The organism is Pseudenemella bisphenolivorans (assembly GCF_051133435.1).
In the GTDB taxonomy this organism is placed as follows: domain Bacteria; phylum Actinomycetota; class Actinomycetes; order Propionibacteriales; family Propionibacteriaceae; genus JAAYAO01.
Window position 1 is genome coordinate 31,076 of sequence record NZ_JBPGNY010000007.1, and the last position, 19,579, is coordinate 50,654.

Annotated in this window: 17 protein-coding genes; 6 read left to right on the forward strand and 11 right to left on the reverse strand. The window is 67.6% G+C overall.

The window, feature by feature from the left end; all coding sequences use genetic code 11:
- Window positions 1-74 precede the first annotated feature (74 nt).
- Genes ACR4XW_RS15290 through ACR4XW_RS15310 form a run of 5 tightly spaced genes read right to left on the reverse strand, consistent with a single transcriptional unit; the run spans window position 75 to window position 4,114 of the window.
- Complete coding sequence (locus ACR4XW_RS15290) at window positions 75-1,442, reverse strand: L,D-transpeptidase (protein ID WP_434761438.1); 1,368 nt, start codon at window positions 1,440-1,442, stop codon at window positions 75-77.
- 24 nt (window positions 1,443-1,466) lie between these two features.
- Window positions 1,467-1,862 carry a hypothetical protein gene (locus ACR4XW_RS15295; protein WP_434761439.1) on the reverse strand — a complete coding sequence of 132 codons (396 nt, stop codon included), beginning with the start codon at window positions 1,860-1,862 and terminating at the stop codon, window positions 1,467-1,469.
- A gap of 38 nt (window positions 1,863-1,900) precedes the next feature.
- Window positions 1,901-2,647 carry an SDR family NAD(P)-dependent oxidoreductase gene (locus tag ACR4XW_RS15300; protein ID WP_434761440.1) on the reverse strand — a complete coding sequence of 249 codons (747 nt, stop codon included), beginning with the start codon at window positions 2,645-2,647 and terminating at the stop codon, window positions 1,901-1,903.
- Window positions 2,640-3,866 (reverse strand): AMP-binding protein, encoded by a 1,227-nt coding sequence (locus ACR4XW_RS15305; protein WP_434761441.1) that lies wholly within the window; start codon window positions 3,864-3,866, stop codon window positions 2,640-2,642. Before ACR4XW_RS15305 ends, ACR4XW_RS15300 begins: the two co-directional genes overlap by 8 nt.
- Window positions 3,863-4,114 carry an acyl carrier protein gene (locus tag ACR4XW_RS15310; protein WP_434761442.1) on the reverse strand — a complete coding sequence of 84 codons (252 nt, stop codon included), beginning with the start codon at window positions 4,112-4,114 and terminating at the stop codon, window positions 3,863-3,865. The genes ACR4XW_RS15305 and ACR4XW_RS15310 overlap by 4 nt, the downstream gene beginning before the upstream one ends.
- A 64-nt stretch (window positions 4,115-4,178) precedes the next feature.
- On the opposite strand from ACR4XW_RS15310, the gene pseH reads away from it, so the two are divergent.
- Window positions 4,179-4,679 (forward strand): UDP-4-amino-4,6-dideoxy-N-acetyl-beta-L-altrosamine N-acetyltransferase, encoded by a 501-nt coding sequence (pseH, locus tag ACR4XW_RS15315; RefSeq protein WP_434761443.1) that lies wholly within the window; start codon window positions 4,179-4,181, stop codon window positions 4,677-4,679.
- 20 nt (window positions 4,680-4,699) lie between these two features.
- Here the strand turns inward: pseH and ACR4XW_RS15320 are convergent, their stop codons facing one another.
- Both ACR4XW_RS15320 and ACR4XW_RS15325 read right to left on the reverse strand, forming a co-directional pair.
- Window positions 4,700-6,085, reverse strand: a complete 1,386-nt coding sequence (locus tag ACR4XW_RS15320; protein ID WP_434761444.1) for a hypothetical protein — start codon at window positions 6,083-6,085, stop codon at window positions 4,700-4,702.
- Window positions 6,066-6,983 carry a glycosyltransferase family 2 protein gene (locus ACR4XW_RS15325; RefSeq protein ID WP_434761445.1) on the reverse strand — a complete coding sequence of 306 codons (918 nt, stop codon included), beginning with the start codon at window positions 6,981-6,983 and terminating at the stop codon, window positions 6,066-6,068. Before ACR4XW_RS15325 ends, ACR4XW_RS15320 begins: the two co-directional genes overlap by 20 nt.
- Window positions 6,984-7,281: 298 nt before the next feature.
- Here ACR4XW_RS15325 and pseI point away from each other — a divergent pair, with 298 nt between their 5' ends.
- The 3 genes from pseI to ACR4XW_RS15340 are packed head-to-tail and all read left to right on the forward strand — an operon-like array spanning window position 7,282 to window position 13,214.
- Window positions 7,282-8,322 carry a pseudaminic acid synthase gene (pseI, locus tag ACR4XW_RS15330; protein ID WP_434761446.1) on the forward strand — a complete coding sequence of 347 codons (1,041 nt, stop codon included), beginning with the start codon at window positions 7,282-7,284 and terminating at the stop codon, window positions 8,320-8,322.
- Window positions 8,323-8,372: 50 nt separating this feature from the next.
- Window positions 8,373-11,231: a hypothetical protein gene (locus ACR4XW_RS15335; protein WP_434761447.1), complete on the forward strand. Its 2,859-nt coding sequence runs from the start codon at window positions 8,373-8,375 to the stop codon at window positions 11,229-11,231.
- Between the two features lie 24 nt (window positions 11,232-11,255).
- Entirely contained in the window at window positions 11,256-13,214 is a 1,959-nt protein-coding gene (locus tag ACR4XW_RS15340; RefSeq protein WP_434761448.1) for an NACHT domain-containing protein, read from the forward strand.
- 59 nt (window positions 13,215-13,273) lie between these two features.
- Here the strand turns inward: ACR4XW_RS15340 and ACR4XW_RS15345 are convergent, their stop codons facing one another.
- Genes ACR4XW_RS15345 through pseB form a run of 3 tightly spaced genes read right to left on the reverse strand, consistent with a single transcriptional unit; the run spans window position 13,274 to window position 16,352 of the window.
- A complete protein-coding gene (locus ACR4XW_RS15345) occupies window positions 13,274-14,194 on the reverse strand; it encodes a hypothetical protein (protein WP_434761449.1) in 921 nt (306 codons plus the stop codon).
- 43 nt (window positions 14,195-14,237) lie between these two features.
- A complete protein-coding gene (gene pseC, locus ACR4XW_RS15350) occupies window positions 14,238-15,365 on the reverse strand; it encodes a UDP-4-amino-4,6-dideoxy-N-acetyl-beta-L-altrosamine transaminase (RefSeq protein ID WP_434761450.1) in 1,128 nt (375 codons plus the stop codon).
- 3 nt (window positions 15,366-15,368) lie between these two features.
- Window positions 15,369-16,352: a UDP-N-acetylglucosamine 4,6-dehydratase (inverting) gene (gene pseB, locus ACR4XW_RS15355; protein ID WP_434761451.1), complete on the reverse strand. Its 984-nt coding sequence runs from the start codon at window positions 16,350-16,352 to the stop codon at window positions 15,369-15,371.
- A gap of 331 nt (window positions 16,353-16,683) precedes the next feature.
- On the opposite strand from pseB, the gene ACR4XW_RS15360 reads away from it, so the two are divergent.
- Both ACR4XW_RS15360 and ACR4XW_RS15365 read left to right on the forward strand, forming a co-directional pair.
- The gene (locus ACR4XW_RS15360; protein WP_434761452.1) at window positions 16,684-17,565 is read left to right on the forward strand and encodes a C40 family peptidase; all 882 of its coding nucleotides are present in this window, start codon (window positions 16,684-16,686) and stop codon (window positions 17,563-17,565) included.
- Between the two features lie 83 nt (window positions 17,566-17,648).
- Complete coding sequence (locus ACR4XW_RS15365; protein ID WP_434761453.1) at window positions 17,649-18,683, forward strand: PseG/SpsG family protein; 1,035 nt, start codon at window positions 17,649-17,651, stop codon at window positions 18,681-18,683.
- Here the strand turns inward: ACR4XW_RS15365 and rfbA are convergent.
- On the reverse strand, window positions 18,676-19,557 hold the full coding sequence (gene rfbA, locus ACR4XW_RS15370) for a glucose-1-phosphate thymidylyltransferase RfbA (RefSeq protein WP_434761454.1): 882 nt from the start codon (window positions 19,555-19,557) through the stop codon (window positions 18,676-18,678). The genes ACR4XW_RS15365 and rfbA overlap by 8 nt on opposite strands.
- Window positions 19,558-19,579: the final 22 nt, after the last annotated feature.

A 19,579-nucleotide genomic window follows, 5' to 3' on the forward strand; every position in this document is an offset into this window, starting at 1 on the left:
CCCCGAACACCCCGAAAACACCTGTCGCGCCCGGCCACGGAGGCCGAGCGCGACAGATACAGATCAGACAGCGATCAGTACACGACGACCTTGTCGCCGTTGCGAACCTGGTTGTAGAGCCAGTTGATGCCGTCCCAGTCGCGGATGTTCACACAACCGTGCGAGCAGCCGGCGTAGCCGCGGGACTTGAAGTCCGGCGAGTAGTGCACGGCTTCGCCACCGTTGTAGAACATGGCGCGCGGCATCCACGAGCCATAGAGGGTTGAGGTGTGGTTGTAGCTCTTCCAGAACACCTTGAACGAGCCGTTGTCACTCGGCGCCGAGGGGCAGCCGAAGCGGGCGTCCATGGTCTTCTTCACCTGACCGTTAACCACCCAGTACAGCTTGCGGTCCTTCTTGCTGGCGCACATAACCCGGCCGGACATGCAGCGGCTGTCCAGACGCGAGGAGGTGCGGGTGCGGGTGAGCCGGGTCTGCGGCGAGTACACAGTGGCGCCGTTGGAGTTGACGACCACCCGGTACACGTAGGTGCCCGGGGTGGTGGCACCGTAGGTCAGCGGCAGCGAGTACGAACCGGTGCTGCTGGTCTTGCCGATCTGCGAGGTCGACCACTTACCGCTTGGCAGGCGAACCTGGAGGCTGACCTTCGCATTCGGAGCGCCGGAGGCCCGGCCCCAGGCGTAGGTCTTGGCGCCGACCGGCTTGCTGCCGGCGGTCTTGGCGGTCACCGAGATGCGGCGCAGCGTGACCGGGGACGAGTAGACGGTGCCACCGGAGGTGGTGACACCGACCCGCCAGGTCATCAAACCCGGGGTGTTCTGTCCGTAGGTCATCGGAAGGGAGTAGAAACCCGAGGCATTGGTCTTGCTGATCTGCGAGGTCGACCACTTGCCGTTGGCGAGGCGAACCTGGCTGAACACCTTGGTGTTCGGGGCGCCCGTGGCGGTACCCCAGATGTTGGCGCGGGCACCGACCCCGGTGGCGCCGGCGGTCTTGGCGGTGACACCCGCCCTGGTCAGCTTGACCTGGGGCGAGTAAACCGTGCCGCCGGACGTGCGAACCCCAACCCGGAAGGTCTGGGTGCCCGGGGTGTACTTGCCGTAGGTCAGTTCCAGGGCGTAGTTGCCGTTGGTGTTGGTCTTGCCCTTCTGCGAGGTCGACCACTTGCCGTTGCTCAGTCGCACCTCGGTCCAGACGTCGGCGTTGGGGGCGCCGGCAGCGCGACCCCAGACATTGGCCTTCAGGCCCACGCCGCTGGTACCGGCAGTGGCGGCAGTCACCGTCACACTGGGGTTCTGCGGCTGCGTGGGCGTCTTGGTGATGGGGGTGGTGGAGGGGACCAACGCGGACGCATGGGTGAGTGCGCCGTCGTCGGCCACGGCTGCCATCGGGGTCATCCCGAGCAGCGCGAGCGCAAGAAGGAAGGAAAGTTTGGTTCGCACGCGCGTCAGCTTAACCATTAAGGGTTAAGAATTCCTACCCGAAGGTATTTCGGGGATAGCCGCCACGCCGTAGCTGAAGGTGATGTCGCCCACAGATTCGGTACGCAATTGCGCGTTTTTCGGTAACCGCGGGCTCAACCCCTCATTGTTCACCAGGGCGAGAATCGGCTGATCACGCAGTTTGGCAACCACCTCGGCGCGCGTCCAAGCCACCCAGAAGGACGCCGGTTCGAGGCCGAACCGGGCGGCCAGGGACGCCGGTACCGGCTGGGTATTGCGTTCGACGTCCACCGCGAACCGTCCCTCGAGATCCGGTTGCCAGCACAGCCGACGTCCGTCGTCGGTCCAGGAATGCGACCAGACCCGGGACGGGTCGTGATCACATCCGGACGAACGACTGACCGGACGGCTCAGCCGCATCCCGGCCGGCAGCCCTTCCGGCCCCGGGTCGAGCGAACTCAGATCGAGCCGCCGCCGTCGATGACCAGCGCCTGGCCGTTGATGTTGGTGTCGGAGAACAGCAGGGTGTCCAGCACCGGAATCACGTTCTCGGCCTCCACCAGACGACCGGTGGGGGTGCGGCGGCTGATCGTGTCGAGCTGGGTCTGGCCGAGCACCGAGCTCATCTCGGAGGCGAAGAAGCCCGGCGCGATCGAGTTCACCAGCATCCGGCCGTGCATTTCGCGGGCCAGGGCGCGCATCGCCCCGTCCAGACCGCTCTTGGTCGCCGAGTAGGCCACCAGACCCGCGTAGCCGCGCTGGGCGCAGATCGAGGTGATCATCACGATCCGGCCGCGGATACCCTTGCCCATCATGTGCCGCAGCACCGCGCGGGTCAGCAGCAGTGGCGCGGTCAGGTTGGTCTCGATGATGTCGGCGATCCGGTCGGGCGAGGTGTGCACGTGCAGGCTGTCCTGGCCGATCGCGGCGTTGTTCACCAGCCCGTCGATCGGGCCCAGTTTGGCCGATGCCTCCTTGATGAAGGCGGCGACCGCGGACGAGTCGGTGGCATCCACCGAGCCGATATGCACCCGATCGGGATTGGCGTCGGCGACGGCCTGCAGTTCGGGGGTCACGGTGCGGGCGAAGGCGGCCACCTTCGCACCGTTGGCCAGGATCGATTCCACCATGGCCAGGCCGAGGCCGCGGGAGCCTCCGGACACCAGGACGCAGGTGCTGGGCGGGACGGGCTGAACCTCAGACATCGCTCTTCAACGTCTCCTTGATCGGGATCTCGGGCAGGATGCGGATCCGGCGGGGAACCGCGTAGTCGCTGAGCCGCTCGGAGCACCAGGCCACCAGGTCGGCATCGGTCACCTCGGCGCCCGATTCCAGGACGACCTCGGCGACCACCATGGTGCCCACCAACGGCGCCTTGCGGCCGCGCACCGCGGCCCAGGCCACCGCAGGGTGGTTCAGCAGTACCGAGCGCACCTCGGAGGCCGAGGCCTTCGAACCACCGACGTTGATCTCGTCACTGGCGAGCCGGCCCACGATGTGCACCCGGCCGTCCCGGATCTCGACCCGGTCACCGGTGCGCAACTGCTCACCCATGCCGGCGGCCTGCCATTTGGAGGCGATCAGCAGTTCTTCGCCGTCCACCGACAGGCGCGGACGGTCGGGGGCGTCGCGGTTCAGCCAGGCCTCGGGAAAACCGGCCAGACCGTCGTGCACCGCGATCGCGGCGCCGGCCTCCGAGGAGGCGTAGATCCACGACACCCGGGCGTTGGGGTACAGCTCGCGCAGTCGATCCAGAATCGCCTGATCGACCGGTTCACCGCCGAGGGTGACCTGTTCGAGCTGCAGTTGCTGCATGGTCTCGCCGCTGTTGAACAGGGCCTGACGCCAGAACGTCGGGGTGCCGGACGCGGCGGTGACGCCGTGTTCCAGGGCGAGGGCGGGCCAGGTGGCCAGTTCGTCGGGTTCGACGAAGACCACGTGCTGGTCGGGCAGGGTCAGCGACAGGGTGACCACCTGCCACCAGGCGTAGGCGCCGGGGGTGTAGGGGCACAGCCAGGTGCGGGCGGGCTGGTCGGTGGTGACCGTGGTCAGCGAGGTCAGCGTGTGCGCGACCCGCTTGGGTCGTCCGGTCGAACCGCTGGTCAGCAGCCACACCCGTCCCGGATCGGCCTGGGCCGGGGTCTCGGGTTCGCGGACGGACAACTTGCCGTCCGTGCCGGGGGTGAGCACCGCGAAGCCGTTGTCGAGCAGGTCGGTGGTCAACGCCTCGTCGACGCGGGTGTCGGCGGCGATCAATGATTCGTGCTCGCCGTTGAGGTGGGTCCACACCGCCCGGGCCGCGGCGAGGTGGCCGTGACCGAAGACCGCCGACACCGCCGGCATCGGCAGCGTGTCGAGGTCGGCCCAGGTGCTCACCCGGCCGCCGGCGACGATCCGGTTGTTCGCCCCTCGCAGCTCGCTCATGCCGACTGCAGTGCCTCGATGAAATCGAGGACGTCGCCCACGGTCTCGATCTGGCGCAGGCCGGGGGCGTCGAAGTTCAGTTCGGTGCCGAGCTCGTCCTCGACGCGCAGGGCGAGTTCGGAGAAGTCGAGCGATCGGAAACCGATCTCGGTGAGGACGGCCTTGTCATCGGCGGGCAGTTCCTTGCCCTGGTTGCTCAGGACCTCACCCATCAGCTGACGAACTTCATCGCGACTGAGTTGACTCATGCGCCGAAGTCTAGCCACTAACGCGCGGCCTTTAGCATTGTGGCGAGGCGAGAGGACTGCAGAGATGTTGCGTGTGGCGACCGATGAAGACCGTGACCGGGTACTGGCCTGGCGTAACCACCCGGAGGTGCGCCGGGTATCGCTGAATCAGGATGTGATCAGCCCCGACGACCATGCCCGCTGGTGGCAGAGCCTGATGGCCGACGAGAAGCGGCTGCTGTTGATCTACGAGCGCGGCGGTACGCCCAGCGGGGTGGTCACCTTCTTCGATATCGACCGCGAAGCCGGGTCGGCCTACTACGGCTACTACCTGGACAACGCGGGCCTGGAGGAACGCGGCGAACTGCTGCCGGCCTGGATCCAGATCCAGCGCGACGCGGTGAAGTACGCCGACAACGAACTCGGCCTGCACCGGCTGGATGCCGATGTGCTCGAGATCAACGAGGGGGTGCGGTCGTTCAACGACCGGATGGGCTTCGTCGAGGTCGACCGGGTCGAACAGGAAATCGGCGGGGAGACCTTCACCGTGCTGAAGATCCGCCGGAACAGTCCGAACAAGGACTGAGGCCGAATGGTGTCTCAGCCTCAGATCAGTTTGGCGACCGGCAGGGCGTAGTAGCGATCCGGTTCCGGGCAGGGACGGGCGAGGTCGAGCCCCTCGGCCAGCCCGGACGGCTCGCCGACCAGCACCGCATCACCGCGGGCCACCGCTTCGGTGAGGTATTCGTGACCGGCCAGCCCTGCGACCACGGTGCGTGCTCCCAGGGCCATCCCCTCGAACAACGCGGTGGACGAGACCCCGAGCTGCCAGGTGGCCCGGGCCTGCCACCAATAGGTGGTCGCCGCCCCGGTGCTGTTGCGCGGATCCTCACCGTCCGACACCTCGAGGCCGGCTGCTTCGAGTTCGGCCCGGCGGGCCGGATCAATCCGCTCGCTGGGGTGCAGCCGGAAGACCACGTGCAGGTCGGGACGCTGGGCGCGCAGCGCCATCGCCCAGGAACCCAACCGGGACGAGACGGTGCCCTGGGAGAGCACCAGCACCAGGTTCGGGTCGCGTTCGACCCGATGCGGTAGGTCGCGGGGCAGGTGTGCCGCGCCGATCACCCGGGAGCTCATCCCGCCCGGCAGATCGACCGTCTCGGGCCAGAAACTGCCGAAGGCCCATAACTGATCGGGGTGTTGGCCGACCGCGGGACGTCCCGGGTAGGAGTAGCCCAAGTGGTAGGGCGAGATTACCCCGTGCTGCAGTTCGATCACCTCGATGCCGAGGTCCTGGGCAGCGCCCACCCAGTGCTGCTGGAAGTAGCCGACCACCACGAAGAACCGCCGGGTGCCCAGGGCCTTGAACACCGCCCGGGTCCAGCGCCGCAGCAGGGCATGTTTCACCGATTCGCGGGTGGCCAGGGCCGCGACGTCCACCCGGTGCCCGGTGACCTCGACGATCCGGTCCGACACCTGTTCCAGCCGGGCCAGGTCCCGTCCCCACCAAGACCGACGCAGGGCCGGGACCCGGCTCACCAGGCGTCCGATCATGCCGGCGGTGGAGATCTGGAAATCCAGCCGGTGGCTGGACGGCAGCGGAATACCGTTGATCGCCGAATCGAGCACCAGTGCCTCGGGCAGCTCGCGTCGGAGTTGTTCGGTGTACCACTCGGTGCCGGCGGTCTTGCGCGGATGCACCAGGATCACGTCCCGGCGGGGGCCGCGCACCAGCATCGGGTTGCGGGTCACCACCGCACCGGTGTGGCGCGCGACCAAGGCTGCCTGAGCACCGCGGGTGCGGTGCACGGTGTGGGCCGGGCTTTGGGTGCCGGTGCGTTCACTCAACGCGGTGAGCAGCCGGTTGCGCACCAGCGGCCAGGGCAGGTGACGTCCGTGCTGCCAGGACAGCAGCTCCAGATCGTCCTCCAGCGACCAAATCAGCTCACACAGTTCGCGCACCGAAGGCGGCTCAGCGCCGGTATTCCTCATGGTTCACCCCCAGCAGGCCCGCGAAGGAACCCGCGGCCGAACACAGCCGGCGAAAGCCCTTGATCCGACGATCGGGACGGCCGTTGATCAGGCCGGCGAGCAACAACAGCATCCCGGAACCGAGCCGGGCCACGGCCAGGGCGATCGACTTCAGCGCCGAGCCGACCCCCGGGGCGATCAGCCGCCGGGCGATGGTGTCGCCGGCGCCGGAACGAAAGGCCCGGTGGGCCAGCCAGCGCAGCGAGGTGCGCGAGACCGGCACCCGTTCGGTGACCTCGGCCTCTTCGACCCAGCGGATGTCGAACCCGGCCCGGGCCACCCGCAGGAAGAAATGCAGATCGCTGGAGCCGGTGAACCGGAAGGCCGGGTCGAAGGCGGGGGTCACCTCGTCCAGCACCGCCCGGGTGACCAGGGTGTTGTTCGTATAGGCGTGCGGCAGCCGGTCGCCGGTGCGGTGTTTGCCCCGGGAGGAATGGACGTCACTGTGCCGGTTCCAGGCCGGCACGCCGGTAGGTAGCAGCCCGTGCACCGGCCCGGTCACCACATCGGCACCCGAGCGCTGCCAATAGGTCAGCAGTGCGTCCAGCCAGCCCGGTGGGCACTGCTCATCGTCGTCGACGAAGATCAGCGCATCGTCGTCGGCGCACAGGTCGACCGAGCGTTGCCGAGCGAAGGGGATGCCGGCCTCGGGTTCGACGCGATAGGTGATCGGAAAGGGCCCGCCGGCCGCGTCCACCACTTCGCGGGCCGAGCCCTCGGCATCGTTGTCGACCACCACGATGCGCACCGCATAGCGGTCATCGATCTGCTGGGCCTGCACCGAGGCCAGCAGTTCGGCAAGGAGTTCGGGGCGGCGGTAGGTGATCACTGCCACCGCCACCCGTATCGCGTCAGTCATCGTCACTCATCGTAGTGCTCGCTTGGTGGAGGGCCCGTACCCGAACCCCGGCCCAGCGGGGCCCACTGCCTCCATATGCAACCCGGACGCGTTCATGCGGCATGAACTACGTGGCGCAGGAACCGTCCGGGTTGCATATGCGAGAAATGGCGCGGGGTCGTGGGTAAGGAAGTATCCGAGTGGGTAACCGGGGGTCGATCGCGATACCGTCACAAGGTGGCCGGACGTTTGGCCAATGGATAGATAAGTTCTGTACCCTGCGTGAGGCCGGGACCTCGTCCGGCCGGGAGTGAGGATCATGCGGATCGGACGACACCAGGTGGGCCCGGACCATCCCCCGTTCGTCATCGCCGAGATGTCGGGCAACCACAACGGCAGCCTCGATCGCGCGTTGGACATCGTCCGGATGGCGGCCGACGCCGGGGCCCATGCGCTCAAATTGCAGACCTATACCGCCGACACGATGACCCTCGACGTCGACAGTGACCGCTTCCGGCTCTCCGACGGCCACGAGTTGTGGGGCGGCCGCACCCTGTACGACCTCTACACCGAGGCGTCCATGCCCTGGGAATGGCACGAGCCGATCTTCGAGCTCGCCGCCGAACTCGGCATCGAGGCCTTCTCGGCCCCCTTCGACCCGACCGCGGTCGACTTTCTGGACGGGCTGGGGGTGCCGGCCTTCAAGATCGCGTCCTCGGAGATCGTCGACCTGCCGCTGATCCGCCATGCGGCGAGCAAGGGCAAGCCGATGATCATCTCCACCGGCATGGCCTCGGTGGGGGAGGTCTTCAACGCGGTCGAAGCGGCCCGTTCGGTCGGTAACGACGACATCGTGGTGCTGCAGTGCACCGCGAACTACCCGGCCGACCCGGCGGCGTCCAACCTGCGCGGTATTCCGGTGCTCGCCGATGCCTTCGGCACTCTGGTCGGGCTGTCCGACCACACCCTCGGGATCGGTGCGGCGGTCGCCTCGGTGGCCTTCGGTGCCTGCGTGATCGAGAAGCACGTCACCCTCTCGCGCGCCGACGGGGGCGTCGACTCGGCCTTCTCGCTGGAGGGGCCCGAGTTGGCCGCCCTGGTACGAGAGAGCGAAACCGCTCGCCGCGCGCTGGGTCGTCCGGTGATCGGCGCCGACCAGTCGGAGGCCGAGGGACTGCGCTTCCGGCGATCGCTGTATGTCACCCGCGATGTCAAAGCAGGCGAAGAAGTGTCGGCCGACAATGTGCGGTCGATCCGTCCGGCCGGGGGACTGGCCCCGGAGTTGTTCGACCTGGTTGCAGGTCGTCGGTTCACGGTCGACGTGGCCAAGGGCACGCCGCTGTCCTGGGAAGATATCTGAGTTCGAGCATCACCCGCCGGTGATGGGAATGCTGGAGGTGTCGGCTCGCCGTGTCCAGAAGTGCGACGCAGGACTGGATCGCAGCATCGCTGCAACGAATGATCGAACGCGGCCATGACTATTGGCCCAACATGGTGCTGCCGAGTAGCCCCGACTCCCCGATTCTGGTTGTCGAGTTGCTCACCCAGGACATCCGGCTGGCGATTCGCCAGTTGACCACCGCGAACGCGATCCGCCGGATCACCCCGGCCCGGCTCGTGGTGCTGATCGGGCCCGACCCGACCTGGCAGAAGGTGGTCTGGGAGTACTACGACCCCGAGGAACTCACCCGGGTGGCCGAATCCTACGGCGCCGACGCGGTGATTGACCTGGGTCGGGCCGCTGCCGACCTGCCCGCCACCGGGGCCACGTTGACCGCGGCTGGGCGCACGATCACTATTCCCGACCGGGCCGAGATGGACGCCAAGATCGTCGACGATCTGGTCGATGCCACCGTGGCCCGGCTGCTGAAGGTGCCGTTCGTCACCGACGAGATCCGCAGCAGCGAGGACTTCGCCCGGATCGACGAGATGACCGACCGCTACGTCCGGATCTACGAAGCCCTCTTCGCCCGTGAGGCGACCGCCTTCATCACCAGCCACATCGACTACCACCACTGGGGTGCCGGGGTGTTCGCCGCCCTGACCCGCGAGGTGCCGATCCTGCACGTGCAGGCCACCGGCAGTCTGAAGTCCTACGCCTGGTTCCCCGAGATGGCGCAGCAGACACAGCTGCCCGAGGGTGCGGCCTACCCGACCCTGCGGATGCACTTCACCCACCAGATCGCCGAGTTCTTCGAGAACCACATCTGGGCGAACCGAGATGCCCTGCGCGGCGCGGCCGAGTTGACCGTCTGGCGGGCCCGCAACAACTTCGGACGCCCCTCCTGGTGGCGCGGTGGCGGTGCCCGCTCGACGCTGGAGTATCAGAGCGACGCCGAACGTCACACCATCCGGCAACAGGCGATGCGCGACCTGGACATGGACCCGGCCAAGCCGGTGGTTGCGGTCTTCGCACACGCCCACTCCGATGCGCTGAAGACCAACCACGAGGCCTTCGAAAGCCTCGCCCACTGGTTCGACGCCACCGTCGCCTACGCCGCGGAGCATCCGGAGGTGAACTGGCTGATCGTCGATCACCCCGCCCAGTTCATCTACGACGTCACCAACCATTTCGAGGTGCTCACCCAGCGCTACGCGGACAAACCGCACATGGTCTTCCGTCCCAGCATGGATATGAGCAAGAGCCGGCTGACCAGCCTGCCCGACTTGGTGCTGACGGTGCGCGGCAGCGTCTCGAACGAGTACCCGGCCTGGGGTATCCCGGCCCTGCAGGCCGGTTGGTCGGAATGGAGCCACTGCGGCCTGTCCGAGCGCGCCGACACCCAGGACGAGTACTGGCGCAAACTGGAGGAGTCGATCGCCGCCCTGCTGCGTGGGGCACAGGTGATCACCGATGAGCAGTTCGAGCGGGCCCGACTGTGGATGTGGGCCTACCGTGGTATCACCGATGTGCGCTCGCCACTGGTGCCGCCGTGGGAGTTCAAGAAGGACAACGGCCTGTACGACGAACTCACCGTCACGATGGGCTATGTCGAGGCCGAGGGCGACTCGGTGATGTCGGCGGTGCGCCGACTGTGGCGCCGCCGCCAGGCCCTGTTGACGCAAGTGGACTTCGACCAGCCGGTCGCCGACCTGATCGAGGACCTCGCACCGCTGGGCGTCGATCACCTGGTCGAGCCGCGCAGCGCAGGATTCTCCACCCACTTCGACATTCCGGTCGAACCGATCCCGGCCGACGAACGCGTCACCGCCGGCACCACCGAAGGCCTGATGGTGATGGACGGGATGGTGCGCGGTGTCGGCATCATCTCCCGGATCCGCAACAACTACGCCCTGCTGGGCTTCAAGGCTCCCCGCTTCGACGGCCCGGTACGGGTCTCGCTCGACCTGTGTGTGGACCAGGCCAGCGAAACCGAGACCACCAAGGTGCGTGCCTGGGCCGCGCGCAAGGCCCGGATCCAGGCCGGTGGCGATGAGGACGAACTGGTGGAGCTGCCCCCGCTGCCACCGCACCGGCTGGTGCAGATCACCACCCGGGGACGCGAGGTGGCCCTGGTGGCCCTGGAATCGCGGCGCACCTGCCGGCAACAGGTCGAGTTCATCTTGCAGCCCGATGAGGTCGACCCCGACGGCCTCACCCTGCTGGAGTTCTACGGCCTGGACGCCAACGATCTGGGTATTCGCGAGTACGGCCTGGTCGGCGTGCGGATCGACGGCATCACCATGACCACCGCCGAGGAACCGAGCTGCCCCACCCAGGTCACCGGTACCGGACGTTCGGAGCGGCAGACCCTGATCACGGTGATGCCCGGTGACGATTCCGCCCGGGTGCAGATCGGCTGGGCGCCCGGCCCGAGCAAACCGGCCCCGGCTCCGACGGCTCCGGTGAACCCGGTGCCCCAGCCCGCCCCGGCGACCGCAGCAGAGCCCGCACCCGAGCCCGCGAAGCCTGCCGTCCAGCGACCCGCCGCTGAGCGCTACACCCCAGCCGGGGCGGCGAGGTTCGCCAAGCGCAATCTGCGCAAGGCCCGCAAGAAGCTGCGCGGGGCCCGTCAGCGGATGTGGAAGGCACGTCAGCAGGTCACCCGTACCGTGGTCGCCCAGGTGACCCCGCCGCGGGAGCCGTCGGCGCAGGTCTATCGCTGGGTCGAGGGCCGGTTGCAGCCGGCCGACCCGGCGAAGTGGTCGTTCTCCGAGCGGAAGCTCACCCTGGCGGCCGATTCCGCGCCGCTGGTGATTGCCTACGATGCTGGTAGCACGGCGTCGTCGGGAGTGGTCACCCACGACATCGCGGTAGCGTCGCAGTAGCGCCACAACCGAGAGAAGAGGCAGATGCAGTCCTTCCACCTGGATTCCTCGTCCCCCGCCCGACTGATCGGTGGGGAAATGCTCGATTGGAGCGACCTGACCGAGGAGGTGGATGCCGCACTGCTGCGCTCGCTGATCGAGCAACTGCCCCGGCCCGGTCGGGCACTGTTGATCGGGCCGCGGGCGGCGTTGCTCGCTGACGGGCTCAACGCGGGTCATGTCGAGGTGTTGGTGCGTGGCCTGCCCGATGCGCGCAAGGTCGCGGTCGCCACTGCCTGGAAGGACGACCTGACGGTGTGGGCCGGCTCGTTGGAGCAGCTCGAGGTCGATCAGCCCTTCGACCTGGTCGTGCTGCTGGACGGCCCCGAGCGGGTGTTGTCGCCCGATGCCCCGGGCCTGAGCCACCGCGAAGTGCTGCAGCAGGTGGCCGAATTCGTCGCCGATGACGGACTGCTGGTCGCCCTGGTGAACAACGGGATGGGCTCCCACGAACTGCTCCGCCTGCCGATGGAGGATCGCGCCAGCCTCGACCTGGTCGATGTTTCGCTGCGCGAGGAGGTGCGTCCCGAACGCACCGAGCAGAAACAGCGCCACGACGGCGATGACGAAGACGCGGACGAGATTCCGGTTCGCGACCGGTTCGTCGGCGCCAACGCGAACGAGAATTGGTGGCACGGAGCCACCGGCTACGACCAGCGTGGCCCCTACGTCACCGAGTTGGACGACCTGTGGCAGGGCAGTGCCCTCACCCGTATCGCTTCCTGGGCGGTCTTCCCCAGCCCGGATCAGCCCGCGCTGCTGATCGACCGGGACACTCTGGACGACCCGGAGATCAACCAGGTCGGCCGGGCCCAGGCCGTTCGGCTGCAAGCGGAGTTGTTCTCGCGCAAGCCCTCGCTGACCGAACCGGCCGAGTTCATCGAAGGTGTCTTCGCGGCCGGCCTGGCCGATTCGCTCGCCTCGGGCTGGCTCTTCCTTGCTCGGCGCGGCGCAGCCAGCGACGACGTGAACGATGCCGACGCGAACCTGCCCGACCTGCTGGTCTCCGACCTGTGGTCGTCCGAACCGTGGCGCGCGACCGTGGGCTACCACCGCGACGAGGACGGCTGGCACCGGCGCAACCGGGGCCGCCAACCCGAGATGGCCGAACGCAAGCTGCGTCGCGATTTCACCGCCTTCGCCGCCCCCGCGACCGGCGGCCGCTCCCTGGAGACGATGCTGCGCGAGGCGATGTCCGGCGGCAATCTGTTGCCGATCCGCTCCCTGGTGCGCCGCTACGCCCAGTTCCTGAGCGGCGACGCGGTACCGGCCGAGGCCCGGCTCTTCGCCGACCCGGCCAATGTGATCGTCACCGACGCCGGCCTGGTGCTGGACGACCCGTCCTGGTCATGGTCCGAAGAGATCAGCCGGGAGGTCGCCGGGGTGGTCGGGCTGCGCCGATTCGCGATCCGCGCCCTGCACGCCGGCATCAACCACCCCTGGCGGCCGGACATTTCCCCGGACGAGATGGCCGAGACGATGGCGGTGATGGCCGGGCTGGTGTGCACCCCGACCCTGCTGAACACCGCGGCCACCCTGGAAGCGGAACTCAACGCGATCCTGCGCGGTATTCCCGGCGACGAACTTCCCGGCCTGGTGGCCGAGTCGATCGCGATGGGTGCCTCCCAGTTCACCGCGACGCCGGGGCCGAAACGCGGCTACCGCCAGGCGGTGGAACGGGTGTCGACGATGGCCACCGCCCTCGAGGTCAGCCAGGGTCAGGTCGACTGGATGGAAACTGCGCTGCACATGCGGGAACGCAAGCTGGCCTCGGCCGAGCGGATGCTGCTGCACACCCGCACCTCGGCATCGTTCAAGATCGGACGTTTCGTCACCTTCCCGGTGCGCAAGCTCGCCGAACTGCTGCGCACCGGTGCCTTGCGGATGGTGCCGCCGAAGCTGCTGGAGCGGGCCGAGCGGTTCGCCCGACGGGTCCTCAAGTAAAGGGAAGTAGGCGCAGTCTGACCGCGTGTCGAAGGGCGGAAGCCCGGGCCGCGCCGCGATCAGTCGGACAGGTCGGCGTCCATGCCCGCCGAAGACCCCTCGGGTACGCCGATCCGCTTGGCGCCCTCGCGCACGTCCTCGGGCACGCTGCCCTCGGCGTCGGAGAGTTGCCCGACCACGTCCTTGGCCAGCCGGGCGTCCTGCCAGCCGAAGACCATCCGGATCTCGGCCGGCGACAGCAGAATGTCGGTGCCCAACTCCACCCGGGCCCATTCGGCCGCGTCGGCGGCCGGCACCGCAACCTGATGGATCTGGGGCCACAGCCGCATCGGCTTGGACGGGCCCCCCAACTGCAGACGCTCGGACTCCAGCAGCATCGGGTCGCCGTAGATGCCGATCTCGGCGCCGGTGGAGGCGCCGTAGAGCAGGGCCGAGGAGATCCGGTTGCTGACCACCCGTTTGTGCCGGCGCACTTCGGCCAACTGCTTGTAGAGGAACTGGGTGTCGGTGTCCTTCCACATGTAGCCGCGGTAGCCGTGGGTGATCACCCGGAAACCGGCCTTCTCGTACAGCCGCCGGGTGCGTTCGTCCTCGTACTCGGCCCAGTAGAGGCAGATGGTGATCGGGACGTCGCCCTCGGTGGCCCGGATCTCGTCGATGTAGGAGTCGTGATCGCCGATCACCGACTGCTTCTCCCAACCGTGGAAGGGGTAGACGATGGTGCCCTCGCGCTTGGGTGCACGGGCCGCCCAGGCCTGCTGCTTCTCCAACTCCAGCAGGTAGGCCCAAGCCGCGCCGACCACCACGTAGTCGCGTCGACCCAAGGCCCAGCCGCGTCGGGCGCAGGCCTCCGACCAGACGAGTTTCTTGAACCCGTCGGTGAAGGCGGTGCCCGGTGCGAACCCGTCGTAGGTGTTCCAGCCGTGTTGCAGGTAACCCCAGATGCGGGGCACCTCGGCCAGACCGGCGTAGCGCGCCATGATATGCGCGTGGCCGTAGAAGTGGTTCGCGATATGCATCCGGTCAGGCCCCGAGAATCGTCCGCAGGGTGTCGATCACCCGGTCGACATCGCTGTCGGTCAGTTCGTAGAACATCGGCAGCGACAGTTCTTCGGCGTAGAAGGCTTCGGCATTGGGGAACTGGCCGCGCTTGAAGCCCAGATCCTCGAACAGCGGGTGCCAGTGCACCGGAATGTAGTTGACCTGCACCCCGATGCCGTTCGCCCGGAACTTCTCGAAGACCTCACGGCGCCGCCCGTCCAGAATTCGGATCGGGTAGAAGTGCCAGACCGGGTCGACGTACTCCCGGGCGGTCGGCAGGCGCACGCCGGCCACGTCGGCCAGACCCTCCTGGTATCGCCGGAAGATCTCGGCCCGGCGCTGTTTGAACGCCGGCAGCCGGTTGAGCTGGCTGAGCCCCAGGGCCGCCTGCAGATCGGAGAGCCGGTAGTTGAGCCCCCACTCGTGCACTTCCTGGTGCCAGGGGCCCTCGTCGGGGTAGCGCATGTCGTCGCGCTCGCGCACCAGCCCGATGAAGTGGAAGCGGTGGGCGCGCAGGGCCAGCTCGGGGTCGTTGCTGAGCACCGCGCCGCCCTCGGCGGTGGTCAGGTTCTTGGTCGGGAAGAAGGAGTAGGTGGTCAGGTCGGCCAGCGAGCCGACCTCCCGCCCGTGGTACAGCGAGCCGATCGAATGGGCGGCATCCTCCACGGTCAGCGCACCGACGCCGTGGGCGATCTCGTTCAGCCGATCCATCTCGGCCGGGTGCCCGGAGTAGTCGACCGCGGCCACGACCTTGGTGCGTTCGGTGATCTCGGCAGCCACCGCGCCCGGGTCGATATTGGCCGTATCCTCCTCGACATCGGCGAAGCGGACGGTTGCCCCCATCGCCATCGCCGAACTGGCGGTGGCCACGAAGGTCATCGGGGTGGTGATCACCTCGTCACCGGGCCCGACCCCGGCCGCGGCATAGGCCACGTGCAGGGCGGCGGTACCGCTGGAGCAGCTCACCGCCCGGTGCACCCCGGCCCGGGAGGCCAGCGCCTCCTCGAAGGCGGTCACCGCCGGGCCGGTGGTCAGCCAGTCACCGCGCAGGACGGCGGTTACGGCCTCGATGTCATCTTCGTTGATCGATTGACGACCGTAGGGCAGCACGGCTCAGACTTCCGTGGCCAGGATGTGGCGAATCTCTTCCTGGGTGAACCACTGGTCGTTGTTCGCCGAGGTGTAGTGGAAGCCCTCGGGCACCGGCTGACCCTCGGCGGGCGGCTCGTAGCCCCAGGAGGCCAGGTCGGGCTGCAGGATGTAACGGTCGCCGATCAGCAGGGCGCGGCGGCCCTCTTCCTCGGAGATCATTTCCTCGTGCAACTTCTCGCCCGGACGCAGGCCGATGGTGTGCATCTCCGCGCCGGGGGCCACGGCCTGAGCGAGGTCGGTGATGCGCATCGACGGGATGCGCGGCACGAACAGCTCGCCACCCTGCATCAGTTCGAAGGAGTCCAGGACGAACTGGACGGCCTGCTCCAGGGTGATCAGGAAGCGGGTCATCCGCTCGTCGGTGATGCCCAGCGACTTGCCCTCGGCGTGCAGCTTGCGCCAGTGCGGAATCACCGAGCCGCGGCTGCCCATCACGTTGCCGTAGCGCACCACGCAGAAGCGGGTGTCGTAGCTGGCGGCGTAGTGGTTGCCGCTGATGAAGAGTTTGTCGGCGGTCAGCTTGGTGGCGCCGTACAGGTTGATCGGGCTGGAGGCCTTGTCGGTCGACAGCGCGACCACGCGCTTGACGCCGGAGTCGATGGAGGCCTCGATCACGTTCTGCGATCCCAGCACGTTGGTCTTGATGAACTCACCGGGGTTGTACTCGGCGGTGTCGACCTGCTTCAGGGCGGCGGCGTGCACGACGTAGTCGACCTTGTGCATCGCGCGGGCCAGCCGGTCGCGGTCGCGGACGTCACCGAGGAACCAGCGCAGCCGCGGGTCGTCGCCGAACATCTGGCGAACCTCGTACTGCTTCAACTCGTCGCGGGAGAAGATGACCACCCGGGCGGGGTCGACGTCTCGCAACAATTTGCTGATGAATGCTTTGCCGAACGAACCGGTACCCCCGGTAACCAGCAGCGACGACCCCGTGAGTCGGCTCATGGACTTCCTCCAAAATGGCACGGCAAATGGAACTTGATGCGCTCCGAGGCTAACACGCATGGCAGCGCTGTCCGCGTGTGCGTGGCGTGGGGTGCGGTACATCGATTTGTGATCATTCTGAGATCTTCTTAGTATCTTCCCCGGACGCCCCCACTAGGAGGACTTTGTGTCAAGGACAAAACGCGCTGTTGCTGCGATTGTCACCTCGGCTCTCGCCCTGGTGACCATCGGCGCCGGCACCGTCATGCCAGCGACGCCCGCAGCCGCGCAACCATATGTTGCCGATGGATCTTCGATCGGCAAGCCCACTGTTTACAGTGCAGGCACCACGATGGTCGGCCGTACCGCCAATACTTGGGGCCGGTTCGACACCAAGAAGCCGATCACGGTGTGGACCGAGGTCGAGGTGCGCCGCGGCGTGTGGAGCACCTCCCAGAAGCGCACCACCACCGCCGGCGGCAATTACGTCATTCCGCTGACCTACGGTGCCACCACCCCCGGCACCAAGCGTTGGCGCGTCGCGGGTCGTTACCCCGATGGCCGGATCGTGCGCACCAGCCCCTTCTCCCTGAAGCGTCTGGCGAAGCCGGTGGCCTACAGCGCCGGCGCCAAGCCGGTGGGAGCGGGCACCAGCACCTGGGGTCGGTTCGACACCAACAAGGCGATGACCGTGTGGACCGAGGTTCAGGTTCGCCCCGGTGTGTGGCGCACCTCGCAGATCCGCAAGACCACCGCGGGTGGCAACTTCACCATCCCGCTGACCTACGGTGCTTCGACCGCCGGCACCACCTACTGGCGGGTGGCCGGCCGCTACCCGAACGGTCAGGTGTACCGCTCGAACACCTTCAAGATGACACGCACCCAGAACCGCAGCCAGAAGGCTGTGGCGTTCGCGCAGTCGCGTCTGGGTGATTCCTACCGCTACGGCGGTACCGGCCCGTCCTCCTGGGACTGCTCGGGCCTGACCGGTGGAGCTTGGAAGTCGGCCGGCGTGAAGCTGCCGCGCACCTCGCAGCAGCAGTACGCAGCGGGCAAGAAGGTCTCGAAGTCGGCGCTGAAGCCCGGCGACCTGATCTTCTACTACAGCGGACGCAGCCACGTGGGCATCTACGTCGGTGACGGCAAGATCATCCACGCCTCGCGTCCGGGCAAGCCGGTCGAGAAGGTCTCGATGCACCTGATGCCGTACAACGGCGCCGTACGTCCGGGCTGATACGTCCGGGCTGAACCGAAGCAAGGCTCGACAACGGCCGGTGGGGGACACCCCACCGGCCGTTGCGCATTACGCTCGGGTTCGTGAAGATCGCGCTTCGTTGTGACTGCAGCCCCACGATGGGCACCGGACATGTGATTCGCAGCCTGGCCCTGGCCGAGGAGTTCCTGGCCCGCGGCGACGAGGTCGTGATGCTGGGTTCGACCAACGGCATGGCTTGGCCGGAACAGCAGATCGCGGCCCGAGGGTTGCGGATGATGCCGGCCGCCGAGGAGCCCGATGCCTTCGTGGCCCAGCTTCGCGAACTCGGGGTGGACGCGGTCGACCTGGACGGTTACGAACTGGCACCCGAACTGGGCCGTGCCCTGCTCGCGGCCGGTATTCCGGCGATGACGATGGTGGACGGGCCCTTCGGCCTGCACCAACACGCCGATCTATATGTCGATCAGAACTACGGAGCGGTGCAGGCCGACCGTCCGGTCGCTGATTCGCAGATGCTGGCCGGTATCGAATACGCGCTGCTGCGCAATGTGGTGCTCGATCGGCGCGATGCGCCGCGACCCGAGGGGGAGCGGCCCCGGGTACTGGTGGTTTTCGGGGGCAGTGATCCGTGGGGTGGGGCCCGGGCGGTGGTGCCGTTGATTCTGGCCGCGGTCGAGCAGGTCGAGATCATCGCGATCGCGGCCAACCCCGAGATCGCCGCGGAGTTGTCGGCGCTGCCGGTGCTGCCGGGTCAGCAGTTGGAGGTCGTCGGCTTGGTCGATGACCTACCCGGGTTGGCCACCACCTGCACCGCCGCGATCAGTGCGGCCGGTACCTCGATCTGGGAGTTCCTCTGCCTGGGCGTCCCGACCGGGTTGGTGGCGGTCACCGAGAATCAGCTCGTCGGTTACCGCGAGGTGCAGGGTGCCGATCTGATCGTTCCGGTCGGCGAGTTGGCCAAGCTCGACGGCGAAGGGCGCGAGCCCGCGATCGAGGCGATCGCCGCCCTGCTCACCGATCGTGATCTGCAGCGGCGGCTCTCGGCCAATGCCACCGCCGTGGTGGACGGCCGCGGCCGCGCCCGGGTCGCCGACGCGCTGAGCGCCCTCGTCCCTTGCATCTACCGGGTCAGGTGACCGGGCCGGCCTTCTCGTCCAGCAGGCCGAGCAGGTAACTGCCGTAACCGGACTTCACCAGCTTCTCGGCGCGCACCCGCAGCTCGTCATCGCTGAGGTAGCCCATCCGCCAGGCAACCTCTTCGGGACAGCCGATCTGCAGACCCTGACGGGCCTGAATGGTGCGGACGAAGTTGTTCGCATCGTTCAACGACTCGAAGGTGCCGGTGTCCAACCAGGCGGTACCGCGGGGCAACACCTGAACATGGAGCTGCCCGGCCTCCAGATAGTGCCGGTTCACATCGGTGATCTCGTACTCACCCCGCGCCGAGGGCTCCAGGTTCGCGGCGATGTCACAGACCTGCTCGTCATAGAAATACAGCCCCGGGACGGCGAAGTGCGACTTGGGCTCGGCCGGTTTCTCCTCGATCGAGATCGCCTGACGCTCGGCATTGAACTCCACCACGCCGTAATCGGACGGGTTCGCGACCTGGTACCCGAAGACCGTGGCCCCGGGCCGAGCCCCGACCTCGCGCAGCGACCGGCCCAGGCCGGGTCCGGCGAAGATGTTGTCGCCCAACACCAGGCAGGAGTGCTCGCCACCGACGAAATCGGCGCCGATCGTGAAGGCCTGGGCCAGACCCTTGGGCTCGGGCTGTACCGCGTAGGTGAAGGACACCCCGTAGTCGGAGCCGTCACCCAGCAGCCGTTCGAACTGGGGCTGATCGTGCGGCGTGGTGATGATCAGGATGCTCTGCACTCCCGACACCATCAGGGTCGACAGCGGGTAATAGATCATCGGCTTGTCGTAGACGGGCACCAGCTGTTTGCTGATCGCCTTGGTGATCGGGTGCAACCGGGTGCCGGATCCACCGGCCAGGATGATGCCTCGCATGCACCCCAGTCTGACACGGCGG

Bases quoted from the DNA above. Each gene is read 5' to 3' on its own strand.
- ACR4XW_RS15295 (WP_434761439.1), bottom strand. From the start codon at position 1,862: ATGCGGCTGAGCCGTCCGGTCAGTCGTTCGTCCGGATGTGATCACGAC.
- ACR4XW_RS15300 (WP_434761440.1), bottom strand. From the start codon at position 2,647: ATGTCTGAGGTTCAGCCCGTCCCGCCCAGCACCTGCGTCCTGGTGTCC.
- ACR4XW_RS15305 (WP_434761441.1), bottom strand. From the start codon at position 3,866: ATGAGCGAGCTGCGAGGGGCGAACAACCGGATCGTCGCCGGCGGCCGG.
- ACR4XW_RS15310 (WP_434761442.1), bottom strand. From the start codon at position 4,114: ATGAGTCAACTCAGTCGCGATGAAGTTCGTCAGCTGATGGGTGAGGTC.
- pseH (WP_434761443.1), top strand. From the start codon at position 4,179: ATGTTGCGTGTGGCGACCGATGAAGACCGTGACCGGGTACTGGCCTGG.
- ACR4XW_RS15320 (WP_434761444.1), bottom strand. From the start codon at position 6,085: ATGAGGAATACCGGCGCTGAGCCGCCTTCGGTGCGCGAACTGTGTGAG.
- ACR4XW_RS15325 (WP_434761445.1), bottom strand. From the start codon at position 6,983: ATGACTGACGCGATACGGGTGGCGGTGGCAGTGATCACCTACCGCCGC.
- pseI (WP_434761446.1), top strand. From the start codon at position 7,282: ATGCGGATCGGACGACACCAGGTGGGCCCGGACCATCCCCCGTTCGTC.
- ACR4XW_RS15340 (WP_434761448.1), top strand. From the start codon at position 11,256: ATGCAGTCCTTCCACCTGGATTCCTCGTCCCCCGCCCGACTGATCGGT.
- ACR4XW_RS15345 (WP_434761449.1), bottom strand. From the start codon at position 14,194: ATGGCGCGCTACGCCGGTCTGGCCGAGGTGCCCCGCATCTGGGGTTAC.
- pseB (WP_434761451.1), bottom strand. From the start codon at position 16,352: ATGAGCCGACTCACGGGGTCGTCGCTGCTGGTTACCGGGGGTACCGGT.
- ACR4XW_RS15360 (WP_434761452.1), top strand. From the start codon at position 16,684: ATGGTCGGCCGTACCGCCAATACTTGGGGCCGGTTCGACACCAAGAAG.
- rfbA (WP_434761454.1), bottom strand. From the start codon at position 19,557: ATGCGAGGCATCATCCTGGCCGGTGGATCCGGCACCCGGTTGCACCCG.